Source organism: Paenibacillus spiritus (genome assembly GCF_008710135.1).
Taxonomy (GTDB): Bacteria; Bacillota; Bacilli; order Paenibacillales; family Paenibacillaceae; genus Paenibacillus_AQ; species Paenibacillus_AQ glufosinatiresistens.
Genome location: NZ_VYKK01000004.1, coordinates 87,699 through 110,595, shown reverse-complemented (window position 1 = coordinate 110,595; position 22,897 = coordinate 87,699). Strand labels below are relative to the sequence as shown.

Below are 22,897 nucleotides of genomic sequence, written 5' to 3'. Positions count from 1 at the left end.
CCGTTTGCTTAAGAGTATAGTAGTGAGTGAAACAGTAAAAGGAATGATTTATTAAAACTAAAAAGAGGAGAGTAATACTATGAATAATACATGGGGATTAGTGTTCACAAAAATCAATACTGTAGAAAACAAGTTTGAGGCATTGCTGTCACTAAATACTGGCACTGAGGACGAGACGAGAATAATTTTCAACCGTATCAAGAATGAATTTTCGGAGAATAAAGGCGACCCAGAGGTGGTAATCGATTTTGTGGACGAAGATGACAGCATTGTTGGTGATTTTTCAATTACCAAATCCCAAGCAGGAAAAATTGCTGGACTTTTAGGTCATAAATTGTCTGCGTGAGAACGACCATGTGAAATGCAAGATTTATCATGAGAGGAGGAATTGAATGGACAAATATTTATTTTACTACGGAGATTTAGTGGAAGTAATGGAGGATATATTAACCTCTGATAATAAGCGTCAGGCCCGTGCTGGGCAAATAGGCGAAGTACAGGGCCTAGCTACCAACTTACATAAGTATATACGGGTTAAACTTGAAGGAAACCACAGGAGCAGCGAACTTCCTGCATGGAAGTTAAGACTGATTAAAAAGAACGAAGTGCGAAGAGAAGAAGATGAGAAACAAAATCAAAAAGACATCGAAGAATTTAATAAGTTAGGTATTAGAATAGGTGAACTTGTGAAAGTGAAGAGGCCCGGATCAACTAAGATATTCAGCGTGCTGGTAACCAAAATATTAGATTCTGCTATTTATGGGTATCGTATCAAGAATAACGGAGATAGGTATTCCGGTTCTCTTGGACAAGAGGATTGTTTTGCTATGACTAGTATCTTGGGGGCAAAAAAAGACCTTAAGAAAGACAAAGTTACAAAATATAATGTAGGCGATATCGTTCCTTTGAGTGTAATGAGATATGATATATATAATGGTGCTGGGGTGATAGTAAAGTGCACTTCACGTACTGTACATGTGTCGTACGATGATAATGAAAAGCCTATCATATATTCTCTTAGGGAATTTTATCGAGTCCCATACAGCAGAGACAAGATGCAAGCTGAACTCTATGGGGATAATAACTATAGTACGATTAAACTTAATGTTGTTACAGCAGAGGGAAAGAAGAGACTTGAGGAGCTTGGATTTGATGTGAGCAAAGTATCAGTAGTGGAAGATCCCCATAAGAGGTAATAAAATGTGGATTTTATTTTGATAGAGGGGTGGATAAATAATGGACAAAAATAGGTTGGATACATTGGAGATTGAGATAGTCTTAAAAGCTGTAGACATTGCAAAGGGTGAGCTTGAAAAGTGTATAAACACGATTGGCTTGAGTCAAAACTACAGACAATCAAGCTAAAATTAGATAATCAGGAAATCACATTTGAAAATGATAATTTTTAAGGTGAGTGGAGTTCTGATGAAAAAAGAAGTGTCACCGGATGTATTAAGATCTGCAAAGTTGTTCAGTGAAGAGTTGTTGAAAAGGTACTTAAGTATCGAGCAAGTCTTGTTATTCGGTTCTCAAGTAAATGGAACTGCGAAACCTAATAGCGATATTGATATTCTTGTTATAGTTCATGATTACGATGAGCGGGAAGCAATAAACCGTGAAGGTTTTCAGATTAAGTATGAAATTGATCAAAGGATTCACTTTAATGCTGTTACCTATGAATTCAATGAACCTTTCATTGATAGAATCAGACCAGGAGCAGTAGAGATATATAGCAAATAACTTTATAAATACAATTTAATTAAAATAAAAAATAGCTGATTTCTCCGCCAAGAGATCAGCTATGCGCCGACGGCCAACGATTATCACCGCAAACTAATCTTATCACTTGTAGCATTAGGCAGTCAATGAGACTTGAATAAGTCACAATCTAGATGAAATATGAAGAGATGCTTTCGGGAACTACCCCGTTGGCATCTCTTTCTCATTTTGTTGTATTATTTTCTCCATTGCTGTTACTAGCTTATTTATTTCTTCTGGTCTTAGTATGGATGGCGTACCACTGTCGATTTCTGAAACTTTTTGACGTAAAAATAACAATTCTTTGTTTGAATTCTCTAAATAAAGTTTAATATATTTTAAGTAGTTAATTACCTCATCGAAGGAGGGATTAGATTTATTCGAATTATCAGAAGGATTTTGTTTTATTGACTTGTCTTTATTTCGTGTTATTTTCGCTTGCTGAATTCGTTCTTCACATCTTTTGCGTACACTGCTGTTCCAGCGAAACCCACAAGCGGCTGCTGTGCGAGAAAGAATGTTGGCTACTGCTTCAAACGCTTCTAATTGTGTTTTGCCGGTCTCAATATGTTTTATTACGGTGTCGGCTAATAACAAGTCGTCTTCATTTGTCCAACTATCCTGTCTTTGCATACTCATTCCTCCAAAATTAGTATTACTAACATATATATCCAAGATGTCAAGTGATTATTCACACAGAAGAGGGATATTTAACACTGTAGTTAAAAATACTTGACAGAACAAACGTTCCGTATGTACAAAAATAATTATGTGTATATAATAATATGTAAGGGTTCATACTATAATGACAGACCAAATATATATAATAAATAGGAGTTGAAAGCATATGAGTGTAAATGTAATGATTAGCAAAGAAAATGAAATCAGAAGGTATGATTTATATCTTGCAGATCTGGGGGAGCCAGATAAAGACAGTTCAGTTCAAGGAGGCACAAGACCTGTTGTCGTAGTTAGCAATGATATGGGCAATAAATATTCGCCTCTAGTATTCGTAGTTCCAGTCACATCTAGCGCCACAAAAAAGAGGCTTCCCACACATGTGGAGATTAAGGCAGAAAAAACTGGAATTGCTAAAGACTCAACTATTCTTTTTGAACAAATTATTACCATCCCTAAAAAACAACTTAAGTATAAGTTGCTATCTCTTCCTGGAGAATTGAAACAAGATATGGATAAAGCTTATTTAGTAAGTACTGGCCTTAATGAGTACATAAAATTCTAATACATTTAGTAAATGTATATTCTAACGATATTAATATTATTTTAGTTAAAATAATATTAGAAAGGAAGAAATATGGGGAGATATGTCTTAGAGAAATTAGAGTGGAAAAACGAGGTTACAGGAGAAGAGATGTGGAGGCCCACAGTTCTTTCATCAGATAACCCAGAAGCATTAAATAATTTTCTAGCAGCAAACTATAGGATATTCGATAAAAAATTGAATTGGGTACATAAGACTAAAAATCCATAGACACGGTTGAAGAAAAGGGGTATATTGTAAATAATATCCGTACTTAATGGAGAACATAGGTGAAGGGGTATAAATTGATGAAATTTATTTTAGCTTTCCTCTCGTCGTTAAGTGTAAGAATAAAGAACAAAATACATCCGAAATCGGAACTGGATTTATTAATCGAGAATGGCTTGAAGGTTGGAAAGAACTTTAACTTTTTCAACAGTCATATCGATTATGGACACGCTTGGTTGATAGAAATTGGCGATGACGTAACTATAACGAACAGTTCCATATTGGCACATGATGCAAGCACAAAATTGTACTTTGGAAAGTCAAAAATAGGAAAAGTTACAATAGGAAACAGAGTTTTTATTGGTTTTGGAAGCATTATTTTATGCAATGTAACAATAGGTGACGATGTTATTGTTGCTGCTGGTTCAGTTGTTACGAAATCAATCCCAAGTGGAAGCGTAGTGGCAGGGTGCCCTGCTACTGTAATTGGTTCTACTACAGATTTTATTAACAAACATCAAGCTAACCTTCAGGCGAAACCTGTGTATGATACTTATTGGCCTCAAAAAACACATTATCAAAAAGAAAAAATAAGAAGTGAGCTTTCCGTTTCACACGGTTACGATGAATAATATGAAAGATAAATAGACCTATACATATTATAAGACTATATGTATAGGTCTATTTGCGTTTTTCTACCCTTGTTTGCCCGCTGAATTACCCTTGCAAAAGATTATTATTATAGTAAATTTATTATGAGGTGTTATATGGACGATAAATTATTCACTATGATCTTTACACTACATAGTGGGATTAAAGGAACCGCTAATCTTAGTTCTAAGCAAGTAGATGAATTTATCCAATGTTTTAAGGAGGGAAGAAGGTACGTAACAGTTGTTGGCGAAGAGTATTTTGGAATAAATACCGAAACAGTATCAAACTTCCGAGTAAGTACAGGAAGAGTAGAGATATGGGATAATTTCTCTTCTCTACATAAACAAATTGAAAGTGAAAAAAATGAAAGTATAACAAATTTAATTAAAGCTTATGATGGACCAATAAGAGCAAAAATAGATTGCAAAGTTTGCGGAAGAGTCTACGTTACAGAGCTTGAGTATTGCATGGAAAAGACATATTGTAGTGGATGTAGGAACGATGTTTTCCTGCAAGAAAAAGTGGGAATAATTAGAACTAGTAAGGGTATGGGTTATCTATACACAAACGAACGAAAGGTGAAACAATGATATTAAATAAAACAATCATTGAAAAAGCGAAGTCTGTTGCTGTGCGGGCAGGAGGATATTTAACTGTTGATCTGTTCAATAGAAATCGAGGCGATCTACCAGTTTGGGAAACATTAAAAAAAACATATGATATCAATTTTTCGGAGTTTTTGAAGGAATGTGAGATACTTGATAAAGAACAATATACAATAAAAAAAAATCGCACTAATGCTATTAGTAATTTGAAGTTGTTGGCATTAGAGCATGGTGAAGTTTCTAAGGTATTATATGATAAATCAGGATACTCTCCCAGCAGCGATTATATTAGTAAACACTATGGCTGGGAAGATATGTGTAAGACCGCGAATGTAAAAATAGTTGGCGGGTATATTACATTAGATGCTGCGCTAGATGATTTAAAAAAATCGATTAAGGAACTTGGGTACGTACCAACGAGCAAAGAATATGAAAGTTTAAGGCTTAAGCCTACAGTGGATGCCTTGAAGAAGTTTAATGTTACTTGGACTGTGGCTATGCGTAAAGCTGGTTTTTCTCCTTATGGACAGAGTGTTTCTGTTAAAGATAAGATTTGCATCGAACATAATTGCTACAGGCAGTTTACGCCATCATTTGAAGGGGACAAGTTTTGTGAGGAATGCTTTAAAAAGTACAGAGCGGAAGTTGTCAGAGCATTAAAGTCTTTTGATTATAGTGCCCTAGTAGAGATATGTAAAAAATTCATTTATACTAATCCTTCACAATCGGTATTTTTTAATGCCATAGGCAGTGAATTAAATAAACTCAAAATTTAATAATATAAAAGTAATGTAGTATAATTAAATTATAGAGGTGAAAGTAATGAAAAGAGAAAGAGAAGAATTAGAAACCTTAATCGTAGAGCAAATTAAAGAAATCAAGGCATCACGCAAAAAGAAAAATGAAGTTAATAAACATTTAAAAGAACTTGGCGTAGCACTTGGAGTTTTTGACGATATTGTAAGTGGGAAACAACCCATTTCAAGTTTAAGTTTATCTCTACTTTGTTTAATCACAGAAGCCATCTACGTGGTCATTAAAAATGACGCTGTAAGCCCTGATCACTGGTTTACAGATAATGAAGTTGATACTGCCAAGAGGAATATTTCACAGATTTTCAAAGAAGAAAAGCTTGAATTGCCTCTTATTTTTGAGAGAGTAATTAAATCAGATGACACAAATTACATGACTGAGTTACCAATCACAATGTTAGTTAAAATGGTAAATAGCCAGATGATTATATACGATTATGATACTCAACGGAGTGCGAAATATATTCAATCTCAAAACGGTGTGGTTCCCACACCAGACGTTAATCCAGAGAGTGTTAAAGATATTGCAGAAGAAATGACGAATGGTACGTATCTGCAAGATGTTATTGCTCTCAATATTTATAGTAACGAAGTGGAGCCACTTAGTTATAATGAGAAGAAAATGACACTAACGGTAAATGAGGGTGCGGTTATTAGCATTCTTGATGGTTATCATCGTCTCCAGGGCTCTATTCGTACTACACTAATTAACCCAGACACTCAACAAAAGCTCTGGGTTACTATCAGATCGTATGATACGCCAACCGCTCAAAGATATTTTGGTCAAATAAACACGATAAACCCCGTAAAAGTAGAGCGACGAAAAGAATTGCTCTCTAACAGAAAATCAGATCAAGTTGTAAGAGATCTTCAACTTAAGTCTGACCTGAAAGGTAAAATTGCTTCTGCTTCAACAATTTCAACTCTTGCGGGTCAATTGACAACGTTTGATATTATGTCGTATGCAATAGATCAAGTATTTAACCCGCAAACTAAAATGGAGGCGACCGAGGTTTCTGAATATCTGATCAAATTTTACAATTACTTGGTCGGTTCATATGTGGACGAATTTTTGGAGAACCCTAACTCTCACAGGGAGAGTAATATTAATCATCCCCTGATGTTTATTGGTTATACTGTAATAGCCAAGTATTTAATTAATAATGATATTCACACGAAAGAAATAAAAAAGTACATTGATAAAATTGATTTTCGGAATGAAGAATTAAACGAATTACTCAAAGAAGGACATTTATCCACTCGTATGAATGCTAATACAACTAGAAAAAAAGTACTTAACTATTTTGAAACATTAGTCTCATCATTTGGGGAGGAATAAAGATGTCGAATAGAATATATGACGATATAATTTATAATGAAACTCAAAAAAACAGGTTTTTAAAAGGTTTAACCGAACAGATGAAGAATGCACACTTAAGGATATTTAAAGTATCAAATGACCTAGAAGAACAGCTAGAAAAAGACTTATATAATTTTAATATCAATGAGGCTAGCCGATTGATGAAACTATTAGCTCCCTCAAGCTTTGCTTCAAGTTCCTTTGCACTGGGCTTAATACGCTCGTACATACAGTGGGGCATACAACAAGATCTTAGAGATGATAACATTAACCCATTGGCCTCAACTACTACAGATGATTTCGTAGGCAGTTTTGTGGATACAAGTAAGAAAGTATATTATACAGAAAAAGAAATAGCTACTCTCATAGGTAAAATAGCCAACTTTCAAGATTCCGCTTCAATTCAGGCCATCTTTGAGGGGATACTGGGAAGACAATATTCCGAATTGTTAAATATTCTAAAGAAAGATTTAGATCCACATAGCAATGTCTTAGAAATTAGAAATAAACCATCTAAAGGACCTTTGGTAACTCGTAAAGTCAATGTCTCCGACAAACTAATGGGCTTATTGTTAGGTGCCGCAAGACAAGAGGAATATGCTAAAAACAATGGAGAGGGAGCTTCGAGATATCCAATTATCAAATTAGTGGATAGTCCCTATGTATTTAGACCTGCTGCATTAAATAGTAAGATTTCTGATGTAGGAGTTCCTACATTAATCACTAACCGTATTTCTTCTATAGCAAAACTATTTGGGCAAGATTATTTGACTCCAACTAATATTCGTAAATCTGGGATGATAAAACTTGCGTATGATCTGATTCAACAAACGGGTAAATTCGACCGGCAAGAGATTATAATGGTATGTAAACAGTTTGGCATTGATTACAAAATAACAACTAGGATTGAGAAAGAGTATCTAAATATCGATACAATATCAATGTTATATCCAGAAGTGAAACAGTATCTAAAATAGGCATTAGCATGTGAGATGAACCATTATGGGTTCATCTTTTTTGTTGTAAAATTAATTTCATATAAAGTGTTGACATTTAAGAAATGAATGATATTATTAGTTTATAAATAATTATATTTGCTTTAATGAACGGGGGAGAGTTGTTTGGCTGACGCGATTATCTATGTTGGCTTGTCTATGTTAGAAGGATTTGCAATTATCTTTTTCTCTTTTAATTTATTTAAAGTGGATTTGAAATTTAGATATAAAGAAATAACTTTAACCGTTTTCTTAATGTCTGTAGGGGCATTTACTCTAAAGCACCATGAGATGATTAAGGCTTTGACGCCATCACTATCTTTTATTTTATTATTTTTATGCCTGCTTTTCTATTTTAAGCTTTCAATGATCGATTCAATAAAATTGGCCTTTACCGGATACATGTCGCTTGGATTGGTTGAGCTAGTTGGCATTAATATATTAAAAGAATTTATGGCGTTTGAATCAGTTTCTGCAATACAAGCAGATAAAACAGTATCTAGATTTATACAAATAGTAAGTGTGATAATTGTTGTTTTCCTCGGACAATACATAAGAGTGAAAAGAAAGAATTATACAACTGGTGGGTTCACGAGTGAGAGCAGCATTAGATTTAATAAACTAAGTTTTTATTTTCTTGTTATAGTGTTAGCTGGTTTTATTTTGTTGTTTAGTATATATAGATTTAATAATTTTTTTCTAGAGATTATTTTTTGGATAATTTGCATCATGGGTTATTGGCTTATAGAGGAAGCCAATGAAAAAAAGGATTATAAAAGTGGTATAAAGAAGGACTAGTAGGAGGTATTTGAAATGATAGAACACCTTTCATTCGAGGTGGCTAGTTTTCTAAAAAAACATTATGAGAGAGAATTACCCTCTTTTGCTAAAGTGAAGTTCACCATAAAGGTTTTAATTACGAATACGTTACCAATACTATTTTTGTTGATATTATCTAATTACTTTGGTCAAAGAAGAGACTATTTGTTAGCCATTATATCTTTTGCTTTATTAAGAAAGTTTTCTGGTGGGTATCATTCAAAAAATGCAGATACATGCGTTTTAATCACTACGTCTACATTATTTATTGCAAGCAACTTCAGTTATGTTATTTCTGGATTTAGTACAATAATAACCCTATTTAGTATTGTTCTGTGCGTGTGTTTTGCACCGTCTAGGATTCTGAAAAAAACAAGGGTCAAAGAAAAATATCATTACATATTTAAAATTCTGTCAGTAATTATTGTAATTCTATCTCTGATCATTGATAACTCCACTATTACTTTGGCAATATTTATTCAGAGTTTATTGCTTATCAACGTAAACCCTAAGAAGGAGGTGAAAATTCTTGAATAAGATTACTCGTAAGTTGATGACAATTATCGGAGTGGTAATGTCGGCATTCGTATTTGCCGAAACGTCTACTGCTAGCCTAATTTTCATTTATGGTGAAGAAGTACCAGAATAAAATAAAATGATACATATATTTTGCCCATTGTATAAAGTCCAATGGGCAAAATATATAAAAGGAAGGAGTGTTACCGTTGAGGTGCTTTAAAGTTTGTCAGTGGGATGGTCAATCAATGTCTAAAGAGGCCGAGTGGCTTAATATAGAAGACGTGATTGGAGTAAGAACAGAATCCACAAAAAAAGAAAAAGATGGATTTCTCGTTTATATAACTAAAGATGGGCAGTACTATAGGGACTGTGTTAATGTTGACAAAACCTTAATGCTGCTTAACCAAGAAGAAGGTTATATAAAAACTGACAAAGGAATGATAGCCAATCTAAATGCACATCCCGAACTGGATGAGAAATTTAAACTATTCAAGTATAAAATAGATCATGAGTTAGGAACAAAAAATGAATTTATAACAATTGCTGAAAAGCGTTTTAAAGATGTGAAGCTATATTTTGAAAGATTCTTTAAGAAGGATTAATATATTAATTTAAAAAACAATTATAATTACATATATAAACTATAAAAGAAAATATCCATCGACATTTTGCGACAATTAAATACATTTTATTCATGGCAAGCGAAAAAATGGACTTAAGTCAATATATTTTACCCGGTGGGGTAAGACTGTTGATTTAGAAGGCGTTAAATAATAAACTATCTACAGACAATAAATATTACCAACTCGGGGGAGATATAAAGTGGAAGTTAGTGAATCATTATCTCAACATTTGAATATTAGTTTATCGGCTACTGCTTTTTGGAGTGAACTCAGCTTTTTATTCCCTAGCAATGAAGAACAAAAAGAATTGCTTTTTATGAATTTCGATACAAGAAGAGATTTGCAATATTTCCTCAGTATAACTAGGGCCAAAAAGAGAGAGAATGCCTTTAAAACCAAAGATAATTTCCTTTTGTCATACAAAGAATCAAAGAAAACGACTATTGAACAGCTATTTCAACAACCACTCAACGACTTCATGACTAACCAGTGGACCGGGACCGCAGAAGATATGTGGTCTATACATAGCAAGGATGAAGAGATGGGCTTTATGGATTGTGTTAGACTTCACTTATTCGGAAAGTAGGGAGGAAACTCCTTACTTTTAGAGCAAAAATAATAATTGACTTTATATAATAAGATGTTATTATAGTAATATAAAGATATATAGAGGATAATAAAAGAATACTTTTATCAAGAATTTGCGGGTGTGATGGAATGGCAGACATAGCGGATTTAAAATCCGCTGCCGCAAGGCGTATCGGTTCGAGTCCGATCATCCGTACTTCGCTCCCTTAACTCAGTCGGTTAGAGTTCAGAGCTTATATCTCTGCGGTCACAGGTTCGAGTCCTGTAGGGAGTATTAAACCTAAAATAACGTGTCTCAGACACGATTATATAGAGGCTACAACCTCAATTCTAAAAAGGTGGTGAGAAGCATAGGCGATAAGCTGAGAAGTCCTCCCTTTGAATCGAACAACTAACTACATAAGATATAAAAAAAGAAAATAACAAACAATAAGGGAGATTATAAATTACAAATGGCAGACTATAAAATTAAACTTAACAAAAAACACGAAGGTAAAGAGTTCAAAAGTTCATTCCGATTCATTGGTAAAGTTAGTCAGGTAAGCAAGAAGGACGAATCAGATAGTTGGGTTAAACAGCCTATTGCACAGCAAACCACAACAAGGACAACAGGTAAGCCACGGCGAGTAATTCAGTTCGAGATTGAAACTGCTCCTAGTAACCGTCTACGTGTTGAACTGGCCGCGATGGAACAAAAATTTGCTTACCCTTACAGCAGTACACATAAAAAATCGGTAACTGTTGATTGGGCAGATCGAAACAATAAAGAGAAGTTCCCGGATAATACATATCATCCAATTGAAGTCGATTGGGACAAATGTGAGCGACTTGCCAAACTTATTAAAGCGGATGAGTGGTACGAGGTTCGTGGAAGCTACAGTATTGAAGAATTCACTAAAGACGATGGCACAACTACAACTTTTGTAAAGCGCACTATTAATTCGGTTCGTCCAATTGTAAATGGTCAGATTCAACAGGAAGACGGAACATTCCAAACAGTAAAACATGCTGGAGTAGAATTTGATTATGTAACAGACTTTAATAATCCTGCTTTCCGTGAAGTGAATTATTTCAATATGCAAATCGGTATCAGAAGCACCTATCAAGAAGAGGACACTGGTGATACAAAAGTGAATGCAGTGTTCCTGGACTTTGGTAAGGAACGTTCCAATCCTAAAGATGTAGAACTTATTGTTTATCAAACGGAAGTAGCAGAAGGTAAGAAGTCGCTTGCTGATGCATTTGCATCTCTTAATACATATGACTTTATTGAAGTGACAGGACAAGATAATAATCGTGCTACATTTGCTTATGTTGACGTAGTTGAAGAACTTGACTCAGACGATCCATTTGCAGATGTAGATGATACTCAACGTGTAGTTCGGAAAGAGCGAGTCACAAACGGAGATAAAAAGGGACTTGAGATTACGGGATATGTAGCAAACAGTCTAATGAGAGAACTTCTAACAGAGGAAGAGTTCCAAAAGACTGCAACACTTACTAGCGCAAACCCTTTTGAAAACGGAAATCCGGCAACAAACAACCCGTTTACTGATGATCCATTTGCGTCAGCAGCGAACAGCGATCCGTTTGCCGATCCGTTTTCAAAATAATTCAATGATTAAATAGAGAGAGAACAATCTTAGCATTAGTAATCTGGACTATGTTTTATAAGAGCATGGTCCAGATTAAATATAAAATTCATAGGGAGCAGAAATGGAGGGCGATTGAATTTAAACGTTAGTGGAATATACGCTATTGTAAGAGTAGGTGAACTTGAACTAAAAAGAGAGAAGATATATATCGGTTCTTCAATAAATGTTGCTGTAAGATGGAGAACTCATAAAGCAGCTCTCAATTCTAACAGACATCGAAATAACCACTTACAATACGCATGGAATAAATATGGTGAACAAAAATTTCATATAGAATTATTAGAAATAGTAGAAAATAAGAATGAGTTGATGTATCGTGAAAATCTTTGGATATATGCCTTAAACACGGGTGACTCTGATCGTGGATATAATAAGTTGGTTGCTGATGTGAATGGTCGCACTATACATGGTGACGAAACGAGAAAGAAAATGAGTTTGAATCATTATGACTGTACTGGTAAAAACAATTCATTCTTCGGGAAAACACACTCTAATGACACAAGAATGAAGATTAGTAAGGCTAATAAAGGCAGAGTAATGAGCATTAAAGCCAGACAGAATATGAGTAAATCACAGCCCAAAGGCGAAGACAATCACTGTTCTAAATTAACATCAAATGACGTTATGGAAATAATCAAGATGTTAAAAGACTCTCATCCATTAGCGTTAATAGCAAGAAGGTTTAACGTTTCAAGTCAAGTCATAGCCAGTATTAGAGACGGAAAAACATGGAGGAGCGTTACTGGAGGAGCAATAGATTGTGAGAAGTATTCTAGAATAAAGATGACTCAAAAACGCGCTGATGAGATTAGGATATTATATTCTAATGGAACAACAATGACTGATTTGTCCAAGATGTTTAATGTGGGTACGAGTTGTATTAATAAAATTATTAAAAATCAAAGATGGAAAAAGGAGAATATATAAATGGCTGGATTTCGTAAAAATGTTCGCACTAATATTCCAAAGGTAGACTTGCAATCTTATAAAACGATTATTGCTTCTGGTTACAAAGGTGGTAAAACTCGACTCTACAAAGAACTAACGGAACTGCACTATCCCAACGACCCTCAAGCGGATTTGCATATCGCATTTGAGCCTGGCGAGAAGTCGTGGCATTTGAGAAATACTATTGCATTATACGAGGAAGAGAAACCGTGGGAGTACTTTAAGAATGAAATTGTAAAGGGTTTGGTAGAAGAAGCAAAAACAAATCCTGTAACTAAATTAATTGGTATTGACACTGTTGATCGTTGTATCGATAGTTGCACTGACTACATTATTGAAAAGGCAAGTAAAAAATATGGTAAAAAATTCACTAGCCTTCAAGATGTTACACAATCCACTAATGAAAATGGATATATTCTACTCCAAAATGAGCTTTCTCAGCAGTTTGACATTTTAACGAAGTTGGGAATCGGTTTTGTCTATATTTGCTGGACAAAAGAGAAAGAAGTTACGACTATCGATGGTGTAAAATATAACACTCTAGAATTAATGATGAGCGCAACTGGTAAAAAGGTATTTGAATCTCAAGCAGATCTAATTTGCTGCTTGCACACTGAGGTCAAGGTTACAAATAAAGATGGAGAAATTATTGAAGAAAATGAGAAAACAAAAAAGGGGAAAGATATTGCCTCAAACTTCCATACTACAGAAGTGAAAATGTACTTTAGACCTTCTAATTATATCAGTGTAGCGGGTGGACGCTTCACAAATCTGCCAGAGAAAGTTGATTATAGTGCAGAAAATTTCTTCAAGGTGTTTAAAGATGCTGTGGAAGGACAGATCGGCAAAGTAGGTAAGAGTCTAGAAGAAATCAAAATAGAAGAAGTGGCAATTAGAGATGAGAAGGCAAGGGAATATGCGGAAGAAGTATTTTCTGCCGAAGATCTGATTGCAAAAATCAATGAACAAAAAACTCGATTCACTAATGAACAACTAACCCAATTTATTGTTCCCGAATTCAAAAAGATTCTTGGAACAACTGCATATCCAACCGTAACTGATGTTAACGCATTGGCCGAGGCAGTAAAGTTCATTACTGAATTTAATGTGTCGAACTAATACATAGAGTTGATAAAAGACAGAGTTTATCAAGAAGGGAGAATATAAAATGAAAGAAAAAACGGTTCAAGAAGCGCTCGATGAGATGGCTGCTAATTGGAATCAACTGACTAAGGAGCAGCAAGAACAGGTTAGTGCTAGTCTTGCTGGAGAACATATCTAAATAAATAAAAATAAACATGCCTCACCGTAACAAGTGGGGCTATTTTCTAAAATACAGGAGGTTCCGATGCTAAAGGGCGCTATCCTCTCTTTGCTACTATTCGCGCAGCCTACAATAGATTTTACTCATACTTTAAACGTGAGCGTAGTCGAAGAACTGAAAAACACGAATAATACATATAAATCTCAAGTAGCCAAGAAGGTAGAATTTAGGACTAATTTCATATCAAAAGCAGAAGATCATGATGAGAAAGTTAAACCACAGAGAAAGAATCAGGAAGATCGAGAAGAGTGGATGCTGTTCGAAATTTCTGCCTATACAAACGGCAAAGAGTCAACTGGGAAAACTCCTGGCGATAAAGGGTATGCTTTAACCGCAAGCGGTGTAAGAACAAAGGAAGGCCGTACCGTTTCAGCAGATACTAAAGTTTTGCCAATCGGCACAATTATATACATAGATAATATAGGTGAAAGAAGAGTAGAAGATACCGGGTCGGCCATAAAAGGCCGCAAGCTGGATTTGTTCATCGAAGATTTGAAGGAGGCAAGAAAGTTTGGACGCAAAAAGGGAGTAAAAGTAAAAATAATTAAAATGGGAAGTGGTGAATTAAACTAATGAATAAGCGTAAAATTTTTGTATTAATGGCATACTCGGGAGCTGGCAAGACTGAGATTGCAAGAGAACTTGGGAAAAGAGGGTTCAATATTGTACAGTCATATACCACTCGTACACCGCGCTATGAAGGTGAATACGGGCATATCTTCTGTACATCAGGCGAATATGAAAAAATGAAAAGAAACGGTGATATTGCGGCTTACTCACTTATTGAGAAAAATCATTACTTCAGCACAAAATCACAAATCGAAGAAACAGACGTCTATGTCTGCGACCCAGATGGCATTAAGGACTTGAAAGAAAAAATGCCAGAAATCGAATTCATCACAATCTACATTAAAGTGGATAAATCAACACGAATGCGCCGTATGCAACAACGTGGTGATGATGTTGAAAAAATTCTCAGCCGCGTTGTTCAAGATGGTGTAAAGTTTAGAAATAAAAAGTTTGATTACAAGGTTCCTAACTATGACTTCAGCAAGGCCGTAAATATTATCGAATACATTATCCGTACAGAAAGAAATGAGCAAATCAATTAATTAATAGGAGGTAAAAAACTATGTTTTCTATTAATATTGACCGTTACAGTGAATTGCTTGAGGATGCCAAGAGTGGAGATTTGACATACAGTGAATTGATTGAACTTCGGGATAAAACCAAAGATATTCTAGAAGACATTGAAAGTGCAATGGATCAGTATGAAAAAAAGATGGATGAAGAATGAAATTAATTGATCACTTAACTAATAAAGAGATAGTTGGAATACCATCAAGACAACTGCGTTCGTATTATATTGAAAACCTGATTAATAAACATCTCACGGTTACGAATGGAGATGATGTCAGATACTATTTGATAACTGGTCATGTTTATTCAACACCCGATTATTGCGTATTGTATGAATTAACCAAAAGGCAATATGACAATAGAGTTCAGATTCACGAAATACTGGTTTGATGAAACTGTTATTTAAAGATGAAAAGGAGATAGATTGCTAATGGGAAAATTTAAAGTTGGAGATGAAGTTGTATTTTTAAATGAAGAAGGGTCTGTTGGAAAGATTGCTAACACTATTGACGGATACCACTATTCAGTAAATTTTCCAGAAGGAACCTTCTTTTGCCGTGAAGGCGAACTTGAATTAGCGAAAGGAAAAGCGGAAAAGGGATCAATTAATAGTAAAAAATCGGAAACGGTTAAACATGCTGGTTATAAAGTAATCTATAGCGGAACAACAACAATTACAATTTTCAACGATGGGTCAAAAGGTGTGGCAAAACTTCTTCCTGGTGATACATATGATAAGTTCAAGGGAGAAGAAATTTCTTATACCAAAGCACTGATTAAGTCGGCTGAGAAGGAAGTCAAACGACTTAGGGAAGAACTCAAATATCTTAGCAAATGAACATTAACACAATCAAATACATAGCAGGGACGCCAACTGAAAAGATATTAAGCGACATAGAGTTAAATAAATGGGACGTAGACAACATTATTGCCGCATCTTTGACTAGCCGAAAGGAATATGGTCTGAAGGTGCAGCAATTAGTGGATGAATTGAGAGGACTATAACTTAATGGGGAGTTGCTGAACAGTGGACATTATTCAGTGTATTCAAGAGAAAGTTGACAAAATCTTTGACGAAATATATTCAATTAATGAATGCCAACCAGCATTTACAATAAGCCTTTTGTTTGAAGGGGCAGGGGACAATAAGCATGATATGGAACATAAAATTGTTTTGACGGTTGAACATAATGATTTTGCTTTTAGCAAAGTTATTTTCCCGAATGTAAAAAATACTTATGGCTATGAATCGCTTGAGGAAGAAATGAGATATTTATATAACAGGACTATGTGAGGTTATCCAAATGAATATCGAAAAAGATTTCTTTCAAACCGAGTTTGATACATGCTCAAAGTGTGGTGGCGAAATATATGAATCAGAAACATTGAGCAGATGCTTAAGATGTGGCAAATCTACTCCTTGGGAAATGTCTGGCAAGGAATACTATAAGGTGAAAAATAAAAATAATGAGGAGAATGATTAATATGGGGATTAACATTTGGAATATTTTTAAAAAGAAAGATCACAAATCGGAAGTGTTAGAAATGAGATTTAACTATGGAGAGACAAATAACAAAAATACTCAGGTTTGTAGTTCTAAAGTAGATGGAAAAAACTTCTTAGCCGCTGATCACGTCAGTTGCGAGATTCAGCGTCTACAAGAGATACAAAACAGAACTAAAAAGCAGCGGAGCAAGAAAAGACTTCAGAAACGGATTGATGCATATGTGAAAGCAGGAGGTGCGATGAACGGATGAATGGTCAAGAACAATTTTATAACATTTTGGTTTGCGGAGAAAATGGGCATCCATCAATGTTCAACACTAGAACAGATGAAGATTTGATTGAAAAGTATGTTAAGTGCAGAGAAGATAAGTTTGCATATTTTCGGTGGAACAAGGGATGTGTACCAATGAGGTACTTGCTGGGCGTTATGTGTCAATATTGACTATGAAATAAGGATTTCATTTAGAAAAGGAGAGTGTGATTTGAGAAAGTTTAAATGCGAAGTAGTAACAACCAATACATATATTGTTGAGATTGACGAGAATATTATCAATGAAGAGTGGATGGAGAATTTCAGTGAATATTTCTTTGACTGCAAAACTGTAGAGGCTCATGCTGAAAATCTAGCCATCCAACGTTCAAGGCTGGTAAGTCGTGATGACACATTTATTGAAGGTTATGGAAAGGTACGAGTTAAGGTTGATGGATTTGATACAAAGGATTATGAAAAAGTTGAAGATGGTATCACAATTAAAGTGATCGAGGAAGATGAAGAAATTGAAGCCGAAGTGAGGGAAATAAAATAGCTCATAAATTTGATATTTGATGAGGAAAGGAGCAGTAGAATGATTTTTTCACGCAAAGCTACACATGATGATTTCTTAATCGAAGATGAGAAGTGGGCGAAATTACTCCATCCAGAAGTACGGAGCGAATTTTCATATGGATCAAAGAGTAAAGCTGTTTTTATTTATAATCAATATAATGGATGTGGAATTCAAAGAGCCAAAGAAACCATTGATCAATATGAGAAGTTTATTGCTGCCTGGGATGATTTGAACGACAATAAGGAAGTTTTTATTCAATATTAAGTTAGAAAGGAATTGTAGAATGAGTATAGGTGCTTGCCCCAAATGTAGCGAAGGAATTCACTATAAATATCCATGTAAATGTAGGAGAGAGGGAGAATATATGAAAGTAATTACGCTATGCGGTTCTACAAAGTACAAAGAAGAATTTAATGTGGTCAACAAAAACTTGACTATGTTGGGGAATCTCGTGATCTCAGTAGGAGTTTTCGGTCATGCTGAAGGTATAGAGTTAACATCTCAGGAGAAAGAAATGCTCGATAACATCCATTTTAGAAAAATTGATTTGGCAGATGAAATCTTTGTGATTAATGTAGATGGATATATTGGTTCAAGCACAAAGCGAGAAATTGAATACGCCAAAAGTAAAGGTAAGGCTGTAAATTACCTGTATCCAGTGTAACGGCTTATGAAATGGATCATTTACTGAGAAAGGAGGACATCAGTGGAACAATTTATTTACCATTTGGGTGAAATCAAGTATAGATTATATCACGAACTATATATATTTAACTCTAACGCCCACACTGAAGAAGAATGCTTAAGTAAAATTAAAGCCATACATAAATATGAAACTATCCTTGAAATAATCTCATTGTTGCCTCACGATCAGAAGTTGAAATTTTCTGATATTGAAAAAGAATACTTTTCAGACACGCCGTATGTTCATATTTAATTGAGGAGTGAATATTGTGAATCTCTGTAACGGTTCAGGTCAAATTGGTTATGCAGTTGATGTTGATGATTTCTGTCCTTGTCCTGGATGCGATGCTTGTGAAAATGATGAATGGGAATTAGGAGAAGATACATATGAGCGAAACTAAAGTGGTGAACAAGTATCATAAAGTTCCATATGACGTGTATATCGGACGCGGGTCAATTTGGGGAAATCCTTTTGTCATAGGTAAGGATGGCGACAGGGACGACGTTATCCGTAAATACGCTGAGTGGATTAAGGCGCAGCCTCAATTACTTAATAGGCTACACGAGCTAAAAGGTAAAACATTGTGCTGTTTCTGTAAGCCTAAAGCATGTCATGGTGATATCTTGGCTGAACTTGCCGATAATTTGGCACCAGAGAGTGATGAATGTCCATGAGAGTGAAAAAGGAATTGCACTTTACGTTAAATGAAATCAGCCAGATAGTCGCAGAACATCTTAAGCAAACAGAGGAGATCCATATTTATACTGGACTTGAACCATATTTCGATCATGATGGCAAGTTAAATTTTGTTTATAGAGGCGTGTGAAAGTTAACTAAATCAGAACTTCGTCAAGAAAGGAGGGCTTATATATTATAGAAACGCATTTTGTATTATCGCTCGGTCTATCTAACAATTATGGTGAAGTCATAGTTACACAATCTAATGAAAAATATTATATGGAACTAGACGATTATAATACGTCAAGGCGTATTGAAATTAGCAAACAATTGTTTGATGCCATTAAGAAAGAATTTGAATAAAATCGACATTTTAAACAGAAAGGGGGATGGTAAATGGGCAAGAAAAGTAATCATAAACACGAGTATGAATTGATTAAGATCGAAGATAAACAGTGGTATACTCATGCAAAGATATGTAAAATTTGCGGCCACGTGTATACTCGTTTGAGAATTAATAGAACTGAAGAGGAGGAAAAAGAATGTCTGGAGAAGTTGAACAGTACGAACAAAGAAATGACACATCCATAGCTAGAACAATTACCATAGTAAAGCATCAAATGTTTGATTTAGAGTTTGCAATTGAGCTGCTTGAAGAATACCAGGATTGAATTTGATAATGTAAAATCTCAAGTGGTATGTAGAAGGAGAGGAAATGTTTTGATTGAAGCGAATGACCTAATTGAATGTGACAATGGCTATAGATACTCCGTGATTAAAAACTGAAAAGATAGTGGATACGATCTGATGATTTGCAAAAACAATGAAGTTTGTAATGAAGCCTATGAATGGCATATTAACGATTGTTATAAGTATGGGGAACCAATTTGTGTGGGAACATCGAAGGGTAACGAATTACAATATGCAAGGATTGCTGCCGTATATGACATTTTAGGAAGACTTAAAAGCGAATACAGAAATGAGGACTAACACATATGGAGCCATGTGAACGAGAGAATGTGCTTGTATACACGGAGGAAACGAATCAATACCAAATCTTTTGTTCATCGAGTAAGGAAAGGACTCGTATGAGAAAGGCGGGATTCCAAGAATATAAAACAGATGAAGAAGGAAATACATATTATCTTGTAGATCGGAATCAGGTGTCCTTCCGAGCGAAGAGTAATAAGAAACGGGTTATGAGCGAGGAACAGCGTAAAGCGGCTGCTAAACGATTAGCAAATGCAAGAAAGAATAAAAATAAGAAGGAGAGTGAATAGATGAAAATAAAAAGTGTTGAGTTTGCTTTGGAGAATTGCGAAGTTCTGAGTATTGATGGAAAATACATAGGCAATTTTCAAGTACGAGATTTAAAAAAACATATTACAAAGCACTATAACAGTATTATGCACATGACAACTTGTGAACTATTTTCAATAGCAATTAGCAGAGAAGCCAATAAAGAATATAATGCTTTTGACGTTGAGGAATGGAAGCATAATCTCTTCGAACGATTGTCCGCTAGAGATATTTGTTCGGTTGATCTAATTTATGAAGATGGAACCAAGGATGAATTCTATGTCGATTGGGTTGGTGAATCTGAATATAAAAATGAAGCCCAGGATTCTTATGTTAGTAAATTAGGCGATTTATACATAGTTATTTCGAAAGAACAGACGGTAAAAACTTGTTTTGGTAATTGGAACATTGATGATGAAAATGGGACTAGCCATATGATGTTCCGATAAAAGAAGAATTTCAACCAAAATATGAAGGAGGTATTAAGTGAATATCATTAAGCGATTGATGATTAAATTTGGTTTATTAAAGGAAACATATAAGACTGAAGAACAAATACATAATGAAAAAATTAACGACATATCGACTAGGCTTTTCTATGCAAAAGACGAATTAACAAATTTGCTTCCACAATCCCTACAATACGACTTCTTTCTTCAGTCTTACATTTCTGGAGGCTGTATCTACAGTCTTTATCATGAGAAAGAACCGAAAGACTATGATTTTTTTGTTGAGTCTGAAGAGTTAGCAATGAAGTTGAGAGAGTATTTTATGAATGAAGCATCTTACAAAAGTGAGATTAGGAGTGGGGGATTGTACAAAGACATCAATATGACTATTACTCAAAATGCAATCTCACTCGGAAAATACCAGATCATTACTCAATGGATTGGTAAGCCCGAAGAGGTAATTAACCAGTTTGATTTCAAGCACAACATGACCTATTGGAAGAATGGCAATGTTGCTTGCTTGAGTGATTGGAGATTCGTAAGAGGGAATAAAATCTATTACAACGAAGGAAGAGCTAGAGACATTGTGGGAACGATTGTAAGACTTCCTCGATTTGTTGAGAGGGGAATGTCGGTGAGCAATAAAGAAGTCAGCAAAATGCTTCTCAGACTCAATGATATTGGATTTAGCGAACGAGAGATTGAGATATTGGAGAATAATCAATTAGATCATTTTGGATCATGAAATCGTGATTTGATCAAGAAAAGGTGAGATTAGAATGAAGGTATACCAAGTAGAATTTACTAATGATTTTGATCCAGAGTATGAAGCTTTCGATGATTTTATTGTAGCGAATAATCCTGAAGAAGTAGCAAACTCCTATTACGAATTATTCCAGGATGAAGAAAAAGCAGAACGTTACAATAGGAAATTAACAGTAACGCTAGTGGATAGACTAATTGGAACCGATGGAAAATACTACAATATTAATGCGATGAAATCATAATTTTAAGAGGAGAGTATATAAATGAATATTCAACAATTGCAACAAGGGGAAGAGTTACTAGAACTAATTAAAACAACTCAAGAAGGAATCAAAGTACTGAAAAAACTTTATGAAGAACGAAGAGAGAATAGAAATCAGGCTGCGCTTGATGACGGTCTATATAGTCTGTCTATTTCTAAATTCAGAGATGGTTCAGGTACTAATGCCGATTTATCTAGATATTTTGGTAATTGGGAACTATTAAATGTAATTATCCAAACTCTAGAAAGGCAATTAAAAGAGTTTGAGGCGAAATTTGAGTCATTGTAAAATATAACTTTTATGGGGATTCATTCATCCCAAATTTTATAAATAATCTTTGGCAATTCTGAAAATGTAATCCCTCTTTCTTCGAATTCATTTTGGATGATACTGATGGTTTCGCCCTTAGAAATGCCTTTATCTTTAAATTCTTTAATTACATAATTTTTAAATCTTACCATATTACCTCTTTTTCTCCACTCCTCATAAGAAGCAATGTCGAGTTCATATTCGGTAAATGGCATTCTTATCCAGATTAATTGCAGGAAAGAGTACAACCTATTTGTTGGATCATAAAGAAAGACATCTACTGAACGCATAATCTCATCTCCTCTTGTACACTTATTTAGGCAATTCTACATCTAATTATATCATTTGTGCTTACTCTTTTAAACTTAAAGGAGGAATTTGGTTAAATGAAATGTAACAATACCCATTGTTTATGGAATACCTTTGAATCATGCTGTCCCGAGAGTGAAGAGTTATACAATGTTGCAACACCAGATCAACTAGATTGTCCTTCATCAATGAGAGTTGACCATCAAGAAGCCATGTATCAGATTATGGATGAAGTTGATGAGTTAATGATGAAGAGGAATTTTAGAGAACTTATTCAAATACATAAATTTGTGAGAGAACAAAGAGCTTAAAGAAGGAGGGATTGCTGTGCAAGTTCTTAAAGATCAGACAGAATATGTAGTGAAAATGTCTGCTGAAGATATGAAGGGGATATGGTGGTTTTTCAATGAGTATCTAATTGATAATCCAACAAAAAATGAAAAGAATGAAGAAAAATGGACTATTGCTAAAAAGTACACAGAGTCGTTTAAGTTTGTTGTAAGTTAATAAAATCTAA

37 protein-coding genes and 2 tRNA genes are annotated in these 22,897 nt (G+C 34.7%); 37 read left to right on the top strand and 2 right to left on the bottom strand.

Features of this window, described 5'->3' with window-relative positions:
- Positions 1-79: 79 nt before the first annotated feature.
- From F4V43_RS02220 to F4V43_RS02210, 3 genes are all read left to right on the top strand, one after another.
- A complete protein-coding gene (locus tag F4V43_RS02220; protein ID WP_150456612.1) occupies positions 80-346 on the top strand; it encodes a hypothetical protein in 267 nt (88 codons plus the stop codon).
- Positions 347-392: 46 nt separating this feature from the next.
- The gene (locus tag F4V43_RS02215) at positions 393-1,196 is read left to right on the top strand and encodes a hypothetical protein (RefSeq protein WP_150456611.1); all 804 of its coding nucleotides are present in this window, start codon (positions 393-395) and stop codon (positions 1,194-1,196) included.
- A 229-nt stretch (positions 1,197-1,425) separates the two neighbouring features.
- Positions 1,426-1,740 (top strand): nucleotidyltransferase family protein, encoded by a 315-nt coding sequence (locus tag F4V43_RS02210; protein WP_191089441.1) that lies wholly within the window; start codon positions 1,426-1,428, stop codon positions 1,738-1,740.
- A gap of 180 nt (positions 1,741-1,920) precedes the next feature.
- Here the strand turns inward: F4V43_RS02210 and F4V43_RS02205 are convergent, their stop codons facing one another.
- Positions 1,921-2,391, bottom strand: a complete 471-nt coding sequence (locus F4V43_RS02205; RefSeq protein ID WP_411898440.1) for an RsfA family transcriptional regulator — start codon at positions 2,389-2,391, stop codon at positions 1,921-1,923.
- A gap of 214 nt (positions 2,392-2,605) precedes the next feature.
- Here F4V43_RS02205 and F4V43_RS02200 point away from each other — a divergent pair, with 214 nt between their 5' ends.
- The 32 genes from F4V43_RS02200 (at position 2,606) to F4V43_RS02055 (ending at position 22,050) form a co-directional block, all read left to right on the top strand.
- Entirely contained in the window at positions 2,606-3,001 is a 396-nt protein-coding gene (locus F4V43_RS02200; RefSeq protein WP_223879751.1) for a type II toxin-antitoxin system PemK/MazF family toxin, read from the top strand.
- A 326-nt stretch (positions 3,002-3,327) separates the two neighbouring features.
- Positions 3,328-3,879 (top strand): acyltransferase, encoded by a 552-nt coding sequence (locus F4V43_RS02195; RefSeq protein ID WP_150456608.1) that lies wholly within the window; start codon positions 3,328-3,330, stop codon positions 3,877-3,879.
- 135 nt (positions 3,880-4,014) lie between these two features.
- The gene (locus F4V43_RS02190) at positions 4,015-4,491 is read left to right on the top strand and encodes a hypothetical protein (protein ID WP_150456607.1); all 477 of its coding nucleotides are present in this window, start codon (positions 4,015-4,017) and stop codon (positions 4,489-4,491) included.
- A complete protein-coding gene (locus F4V43_RS02185) occupies positions 4,488-5,282 on the top strand; it encodes a hypothetical protein (protein ID WP_150456606.1) in 795 nt (264 codons plus the stop codon). Before F4V43_RS02190 ends, F4V43_RS02185 begins: the two co-directional genes overlap by 4 nt.
- A gap of 46 nt (positions 5,283-5,328) precedes the next feature.
- Positions 5,329-6,657, top strand: coding sequence for a DNA sulfur modification protein DndB (locus F4V43_RS02180; RefSeq protein ID WP_150456605.1), 1,329 nt, complete (start codon positions 5,329-5,331; stop codon positions 6,655-6,657).
- A gap of 2 nt (positions 6,658-6,659) precedes the next feature.
- A complete protein-coding gene (locus F4V43_RS02175; RefSeq protein ID WP_150456604.1) occupies positions 6,660-7,655 on the top strand; it encodes a hypothetical protein in 996 nt (331 codons plus the stop codon).
- A gap of 144 nt (positions 7,656-7,799) precedes the next feature.
- Entirely contained in the window at positions 7,800-8,471 is a 672-nt protein-coding gene (locus F4V43_RS02170; RefSeq protein ID WP_150456603.1) for a hypothetical protein, read from the top strand.
- Between the two features lie 15 nt (positions 8,472-8,486).
- Positions 8,487-9,029: an accessory gene regulator B family protein gene (locus F4V43_RS20065; protein WP_150456602.1), complete on the top strand. Its 543-nt coding sequence runs from the start codon at positions 8,487-8,489 to the stop codon at positions 9,027-9,029.
- Between the two features lie 227 nt (positions 9,030-9,256).
- Complete coding sequence (locus F4V43_RS02160; protein WP_150456601.1) at positions 9,257-9,613, top strand: hypothetical protein; 357 nt, start codon at positions 9,257-9,259, stop codon at positions 9,611-9,613.
- A gap of 220 nt (positions 9,614-9,833) precedes the next feature.
- Positions 9,834-10,220 (top strand): hypothetical protein, encoded by a 387-nt coding sequence (locus F4V43_RS02155; protein WP_150456600.1) that lies wholly within the window; start codon positions 9,834-9,836, stop codon positions 10,218-10,220.
- A 117-nt stretch (positions 10,221-10,337) separates the two neighbouring features.
- A tRNA-Leu gene (locus tag F4V43_RS02150) sits at positions 10,338-10,418 on the top strand.
- A gap of 4 nt (positions 10,419-10,422) precedes the next feature.
- Positions 10,423-10,496: transfer RNA gene (locus F4V43_RS02145), tRNA-Ile, on the top strand.
- Between the two features lie 178 nt (positions 10,497-10,674).
- Positions 10,675-11,835: a hypothetical protein gene (locus F4V43_RS02140; protein ID WP_150456599.1), complete on the top strand. Its 1,161-nt coding sequence runs from the start codon at positions 10,675-10,677 to the stop codon at positions 11,833-11,835.
- A 114-nt stretch (positions 11,836-11,949) separates the two neighbouring features.
- Positions 11,950-12,804, top strand: coding sequence for a GIY-YIG nuclease family protein (locus F4V43_RS02135; protein ID WP_191089440.1), 855 nt, complete (start codon positions 11,950-11,952; stop codon positions 12,802-12,804).
- Positions 12,805-13,944, top strand: a complete 1,140-nt coding sequence (locus tag F4V43_RS02130; protein WP_150456597.1) for an AAA family ATPase — start codon at positions 12,805-12,807, stop codon at positions 13,942-13,944.
- Between the two features lie 229 nt (positions 13,945-14,173).
- Complete coding sequence (locus F4V43_RS02125) at positions 14,174-14,722, top strand: 3D domain-containing protein (protein ID WP_150456596.1); 549 nt, start codon at positions 14,174-14,176, stop codon at positions 14,720-14,722.
- The gene (locus tag F4V43_RS02120; protein ID WP_150456595.1) at positions 14,722-15,261 is read left to right on the top strand and encodes an AAA family ATPase; all 540 of its coding nucleotides are present in this window, start codon (positions 14,722-14,724) and stop codon (positions 15,259-15,261) included. Before F4V43_RS02125 ends, F4V43_RS02120 begins: the two co-directional genes overlap by 1 nt.
- Positions 15,262-15,281: 20 nt before the next feature.
- Positions 15,282-15,446 carry a hypothetical protein gene (locus F4V43_RS19590; RefSeq protein ID WP_191089439.1) on the top strand — a complete coding sequence of 55 codons (165 nt, stop codon included), beginning with the start codon at positions 15,282-15,284 and terminating at the stop codon, positions 15,444-15,446.
- A gap of 273 nt (positions 15,447-15,719) precedes the next feature.
- Positions 15,720-16,127: a hypothetical protein gene (locus F4V43_RS02115; RefSeq protein ID WP_150456594.1), complete on the top strand. Its 408-nt coding sequence runs from the start codon at positions 15,720-15,722 to the stop codon at positions 16,125-16,127.
- Between the two features lie 189 nt (positions 16,128-16,316).
- Positions 16,317-16,583, top strand: coding sequence for a hypothetical protein (locus F4V43_RS02110; RefSeq protein ID WP_150456593.1), 267 nt, complete (start codon positions 16,317-16,319; stop codon positions 16,581-16,583).
- Between the two features lie 10 nt (positions 16,584-16,593).
- Positions 16,594-16,773, top strand: coding sequence for a hypothetical protein (locus F4V43_RS02105; RefSeq protein WP_150456592.1), 180 nt, complete (start codon positions 16,594-16,596; stop codon positions 16,771-16,773).
- Position 16,774: 1 nt separating this feature from the next.
- Entirely contained in the window at positions 16,775-17,047 is a 273-nt protein-coding gene (locus F4V43_RS02100; protein WP_150456591.1) for a hypothetical protein, read from the top strand.
- 231 nt (positions 17,048-17,278) lie between these two features.
- On the top strand, positions 17,279-17,602 hold the full coding sequence (locus tag F4V43_RS02095) for a hypothetical protein (RefSeq protein WP_150456590.1): 324 nt from the start codon (positions 17,279-17,281) through the stop codon (positions 17,600-17,602).
- A gap of 39 nt (positions 17,603-17,641) precedes the next feature.
- A complete protein-coding gene (locus F4V43_RS02090; protein WP_150456589.1) occupies positions 17,642-17,887 on the top strand; it encodes a hypothetical protein in 246 nt (81 codons plus the stop codon).
- Between the two features lie 100 nt (positions 17,888-17,987).
- A complete protein-coding gene (locus F4V43_RS02085; RefSeq protein WP_150456588.1) occupies positions 17,988-18,287 on the top strand; it encodes a DUF4406 domain-containing protein in 300 nt (99 codons plus the stop codon).
- Positions 18,288-18,694: 407 nt separating this feature from the next.
- Positions 18,695-18,982: a DUF4326 domain-containing protein gene (locus F4V43_RS02080; RefSeq protein WP_150456587.1), complete on the top strand. Its 288-nt coding sequence runs from the start codon at positions 18,695-18,697 to the stop codon at positions 18,980-18,982.
- A 546-nt stretch (positions 18,983-19,528) separates the two neighbouring features.
- On the top strand, positions 19,529-19,657 hold the full coding sequence (locus tag F4V43_RS19950) for a hypothetical protein (protein ID WP_263406086.1): 129 nt from the start codon (positions 19,529-19,531) through the stop codon (positions 19,655-19,657).
- Positions 19,658-20,074: 417 nt separating this feature from the next.
- Positions 20,075-20,266 carry a hypothetical protein gene (locus F4V43_RS02075; protein WP_150456586.1) on the top strand — a complete coding sequence of 64 codons (192 nt, stop codon included), beginning with the start codon at positions 20,075-20,077 and terminating at the stop codon, positions 20,264-20,266.
- Positions 20,267-20,734, top strand: a complete 468-nt coding sequence (locus tag F4V43_RS02070; protein ID WP_150456585.1) for a hypothetical protein — start codon at positions 20,267-20,269, stop codon at positions 20,732-20,734. It abuts the gene before it with no gap.
- Positions 20,735-20,771: 37 nt separating this feature from the next.
- The gene (locus tag F4V43_RS02065; RefSeq protein ID WP_223879750.1) at positions 20,772-21,479 is read left to right on the top strand and encodes a hypothetical protein; all 708 of its coding nucleotides are present in this window, start codon (positions 20,772-20,774) and stop codon (positions 21,477-21,479) included.
- Positions 21,480-21,513: 34 nt separating this feature from the next.
- On the top strand, positions 21,514-21,741 hold the full coding sequence (locus F4V43_RS02060; RefSeq protein ID WP_150456584.1) for a hypothetical protein: 228 nt from the start codon (positions 21,514-21,516) through the stop codon (positions 21,739-21,741).
- 21 nt (positions 21,742-21,762) lie between these two features.
- Complete coding sequence (locus F4V43_RS02055; protein WP_150456583.1) at positions 21,763-22,050, top strand: hypothetical protein; 288 nt, start codon at positions 21,763-21,765, stop codon at positions 22,048-22,050.
- A gap of 20 nt (positions 22,051-22,070) precedes the next feature.
- Here F4V43_RS02055 and F4V43_RS02050 read toward each other — a convergent pair whose 3' ends face one another.
- On the bottom strand, positions 22,071-22,361 hold the full coding sequence (locus F4V43_RS02050) for a hypothetical protein (RefSeq protein ID WP_150456582.1): 291 nt from the start codon (positions 22,359-22,361) through the stop codon (positions 22,071-22,073).
- A 96-nt stretch (positions 22,362-22,457) separates the two neighbouring features.
- On the opposite strand from F4V43_RS02050, the gene F4V43_RS02045 reads away from it, so the two are divergent.
- The gene (locus tag F4V43_RS02045) at positions 22,458-22,691 is read left to right on the top strand and encodes a hypothetical protein (protein WP_150456581.1); all 234 of its coding nucleotides are present in this window, start codon (positions 22,458-22,460) and stop codon (positions 22,689-22,691) included.
- Between the two features lie 16 nt (positions 22,692-22,707).
- Positions 22,708-22,887: a hypothetical protein gene (locus F4V43_RS02040; RefSeq protein ID WP_150456580.1), complete on the top strand. Its 180-nt coding sequence runs from the start codon at positions 22,708-22,710 to the stop codon at positions 22,885-22,887.
- The last annotated feature ends 10 nt before the right edge of the window (positions 22,888-22,897 follow it).

Coding starts and splice junctions, on each gene's coding strand:
- F4V43_RS02220 (WP_150456612.1), top strand. CDS start 80: ATGAATAATACATGGGGATTAGTGTTCACAAAAATCAATACTGTAGAA.
- F4V43_RS02215 (WP_150456611.1), top strand. CDS start 393: ATGGACAAATATTTATTTTACTACGGAGATTTAGTGGAAGTAATGGAG.
- F4V43_RS02210 (WP_191089441.1), top strand. CDS start 1,426: ATGAAAAAAGAAGTGTCACCGGATGTATTAAGATCTGCAAAGTTGTTC.
- F4V43_RS02205 (WP_411898440.1), bottom strand. CDS start 2,391: ATGCAAAGACAGGATAGTTGGACAAATGAAGACGACTTGTTATTAGCC.
- F4V43_RS02200 (WP_223879751.1), top strand. CDS start 2,606: ATGAGTGTAAATGTAATGATTAGCAAAGAAAATGAAATCAGAAGGTAT.
- F4V43_RS02195 (WP_150456608.1), top strand. CDS start 3,328: ATGAAATTTATTTTAGCTTTCCTCTCGTCGTTAAGTGTAAGAATAAAG.
- F4V43_RS02190 (WP_150456607.1), top strand. CDS start 4,015: ATGGACGATAAATTATTCACTATGATCTTTACACTACATAGTGGGATT.
- F4V43_RS02185 (WP_150456606.1), top strand. CDS start 4,488: ATGATATTAAATAAAACAATCATTGAAAAAGCGAAGTCTGTTGCTGTG.
- F4V43_RS02180 (WP_150456605.1), top strand. CDS start 5,329: ATGAAAAGAGAAAGAGAAGAATTAGAAACCTTAATCGTAGAGCAAATT.
- F4V43_RS02175 (WP_150456604.1), top strand. CDS start 6,660: ATGTCGAATAGAATATATGACGATATAATTTATAATGAAACTCAAAAA.
- F4V43_RS20065 (WP_150456602.1), top strand. CDS start 8,487: ATGATAGAACACCTTTCATTCGAGGTGGCTAGTTTTCTAAAAAAACAT.
- F4V43_RS02160 (WP_150456601.1), top strand. CDS start 9,257: ATGTCTAAAGAGGCCGAGTGGCTTAATATAGAAGACGTGATTGGAGTA.
- F4V43_RS02140 (WP_150456599.1), top strand. CDS start 10,675: ATGGCAGACTATAAAATTAAACTTAACAAAAAACACGAAGGTAAAGAG.
- F4V43_RS02130 (WP_150456597.1), top strand. CDS start 12,805: ATGGCTGGATTTCGTAAAAATGTTCGCACTAATATTCCAAAGGTAGAC.
- F4V43_RS02125 (WP_150456596.1), top strand. CDS start 14,174: ATGCTAAAGGGCGCTATCCTCTCTTTGCTACTATTCGCGCAGCCTACA.
- F4V43_RS02120 (WP_150456595.1), top strand. CDS start 14,722: ATGAATAAGCGTAAAATTTTTGTATTAATGGCATACTCGGGAGCTGGC.
- F4V43_RS19590 (WP_191089439.1), top strand. CDS start 15,282: ATGTTTTCTATTAATATTGACCGTTACAGTGAATTGCTTGAGGATGCC.
- F4V43_RS02115 (WP_150456594.1), top strand. CDS start 15,720: ATGGGAAAATTTAAAGTTGGAGATGAAGTTGTATTTTTAAATGAAGAA.
- F4V43_RS02105 (WP_150456592.1), top strand. CDS start 16,594: ATGAATATCGAAAAAGATTTCTTTCAAACCGAGTTTGATACATGCTCA.
- F4V43_RS02100 (WP_150456591.1), top strand. CDS start 16,775: ATGGGGATTAACATTTGGAATATTTTTAAAAAGAAAGATCACAAATCG.
- F4V43_RS02090 (WP_150456589.1), top strand. CDS start 17,642: ATGATTTTTTCACGCAAAGCTACACATGATGATTTCTTAATCGAAGAT.
- F4V43_RS02085 (WP_150456588.1), top strand. CDS start 17,988: ATGAAAGTAATTACGCTATGCGGTTCTACAAAGTACAAAGAAGAATTT.
- F4V43_RS02080 (WP_150456587.1), top strand. CDS start 18,695: ATGAGCGAAACTAAAGTGGTGAACAAGTATCATAAAGTTCCATATGAC.
- F4V43_RS19950 (WP_263406086.1), top strand. CDS start 19,529: ATGTCTGGAGAAGTTGAACAGTACGAACAAAGAAATGACACATCCATA.
- F4V43_RS02075 (WP_150456586.1), top strand. CDS start 20,075: ATGAGAAAGGCGGGATTCCAAGAATATAAAACAGATGAAGAAGGAAAT.
- F4V43_RS02070 (WP_150456585.1), top strand. CDS start 20,267: ATGAAAATAAAAAGTGTTGAGTTTGCTTTGGAGAATTGCGAAGTTCTG.
- F4V43_RS02060 (WP_150456584.1), top strand. CDS start 21,514: ATGAAGGTATACCAAGTAGAATTTACTAATGATTTTGATCCAGAGTAT.
- F4V43_RS02055 (WP_150456583.1), top strand. CDS start 21,763: ATGAATATTCAACAATTGCAACAAGGGGAAGAGTTACTAGAACTAATT.
- F4V43_RS02050 (WP_150456582.1), bottom strand. CDS start 22,361: ATGCGTTCAGTAGATGTCTTTCTTTATGATCCAACAAATAGGTTGTAC.
- F4V43_RS02045 (WP_150456581.1), top strand. CDS start 22,458: ATGAAATGTAACAATACCCATTGTTTATGGAATACCTTTGAATCATGC.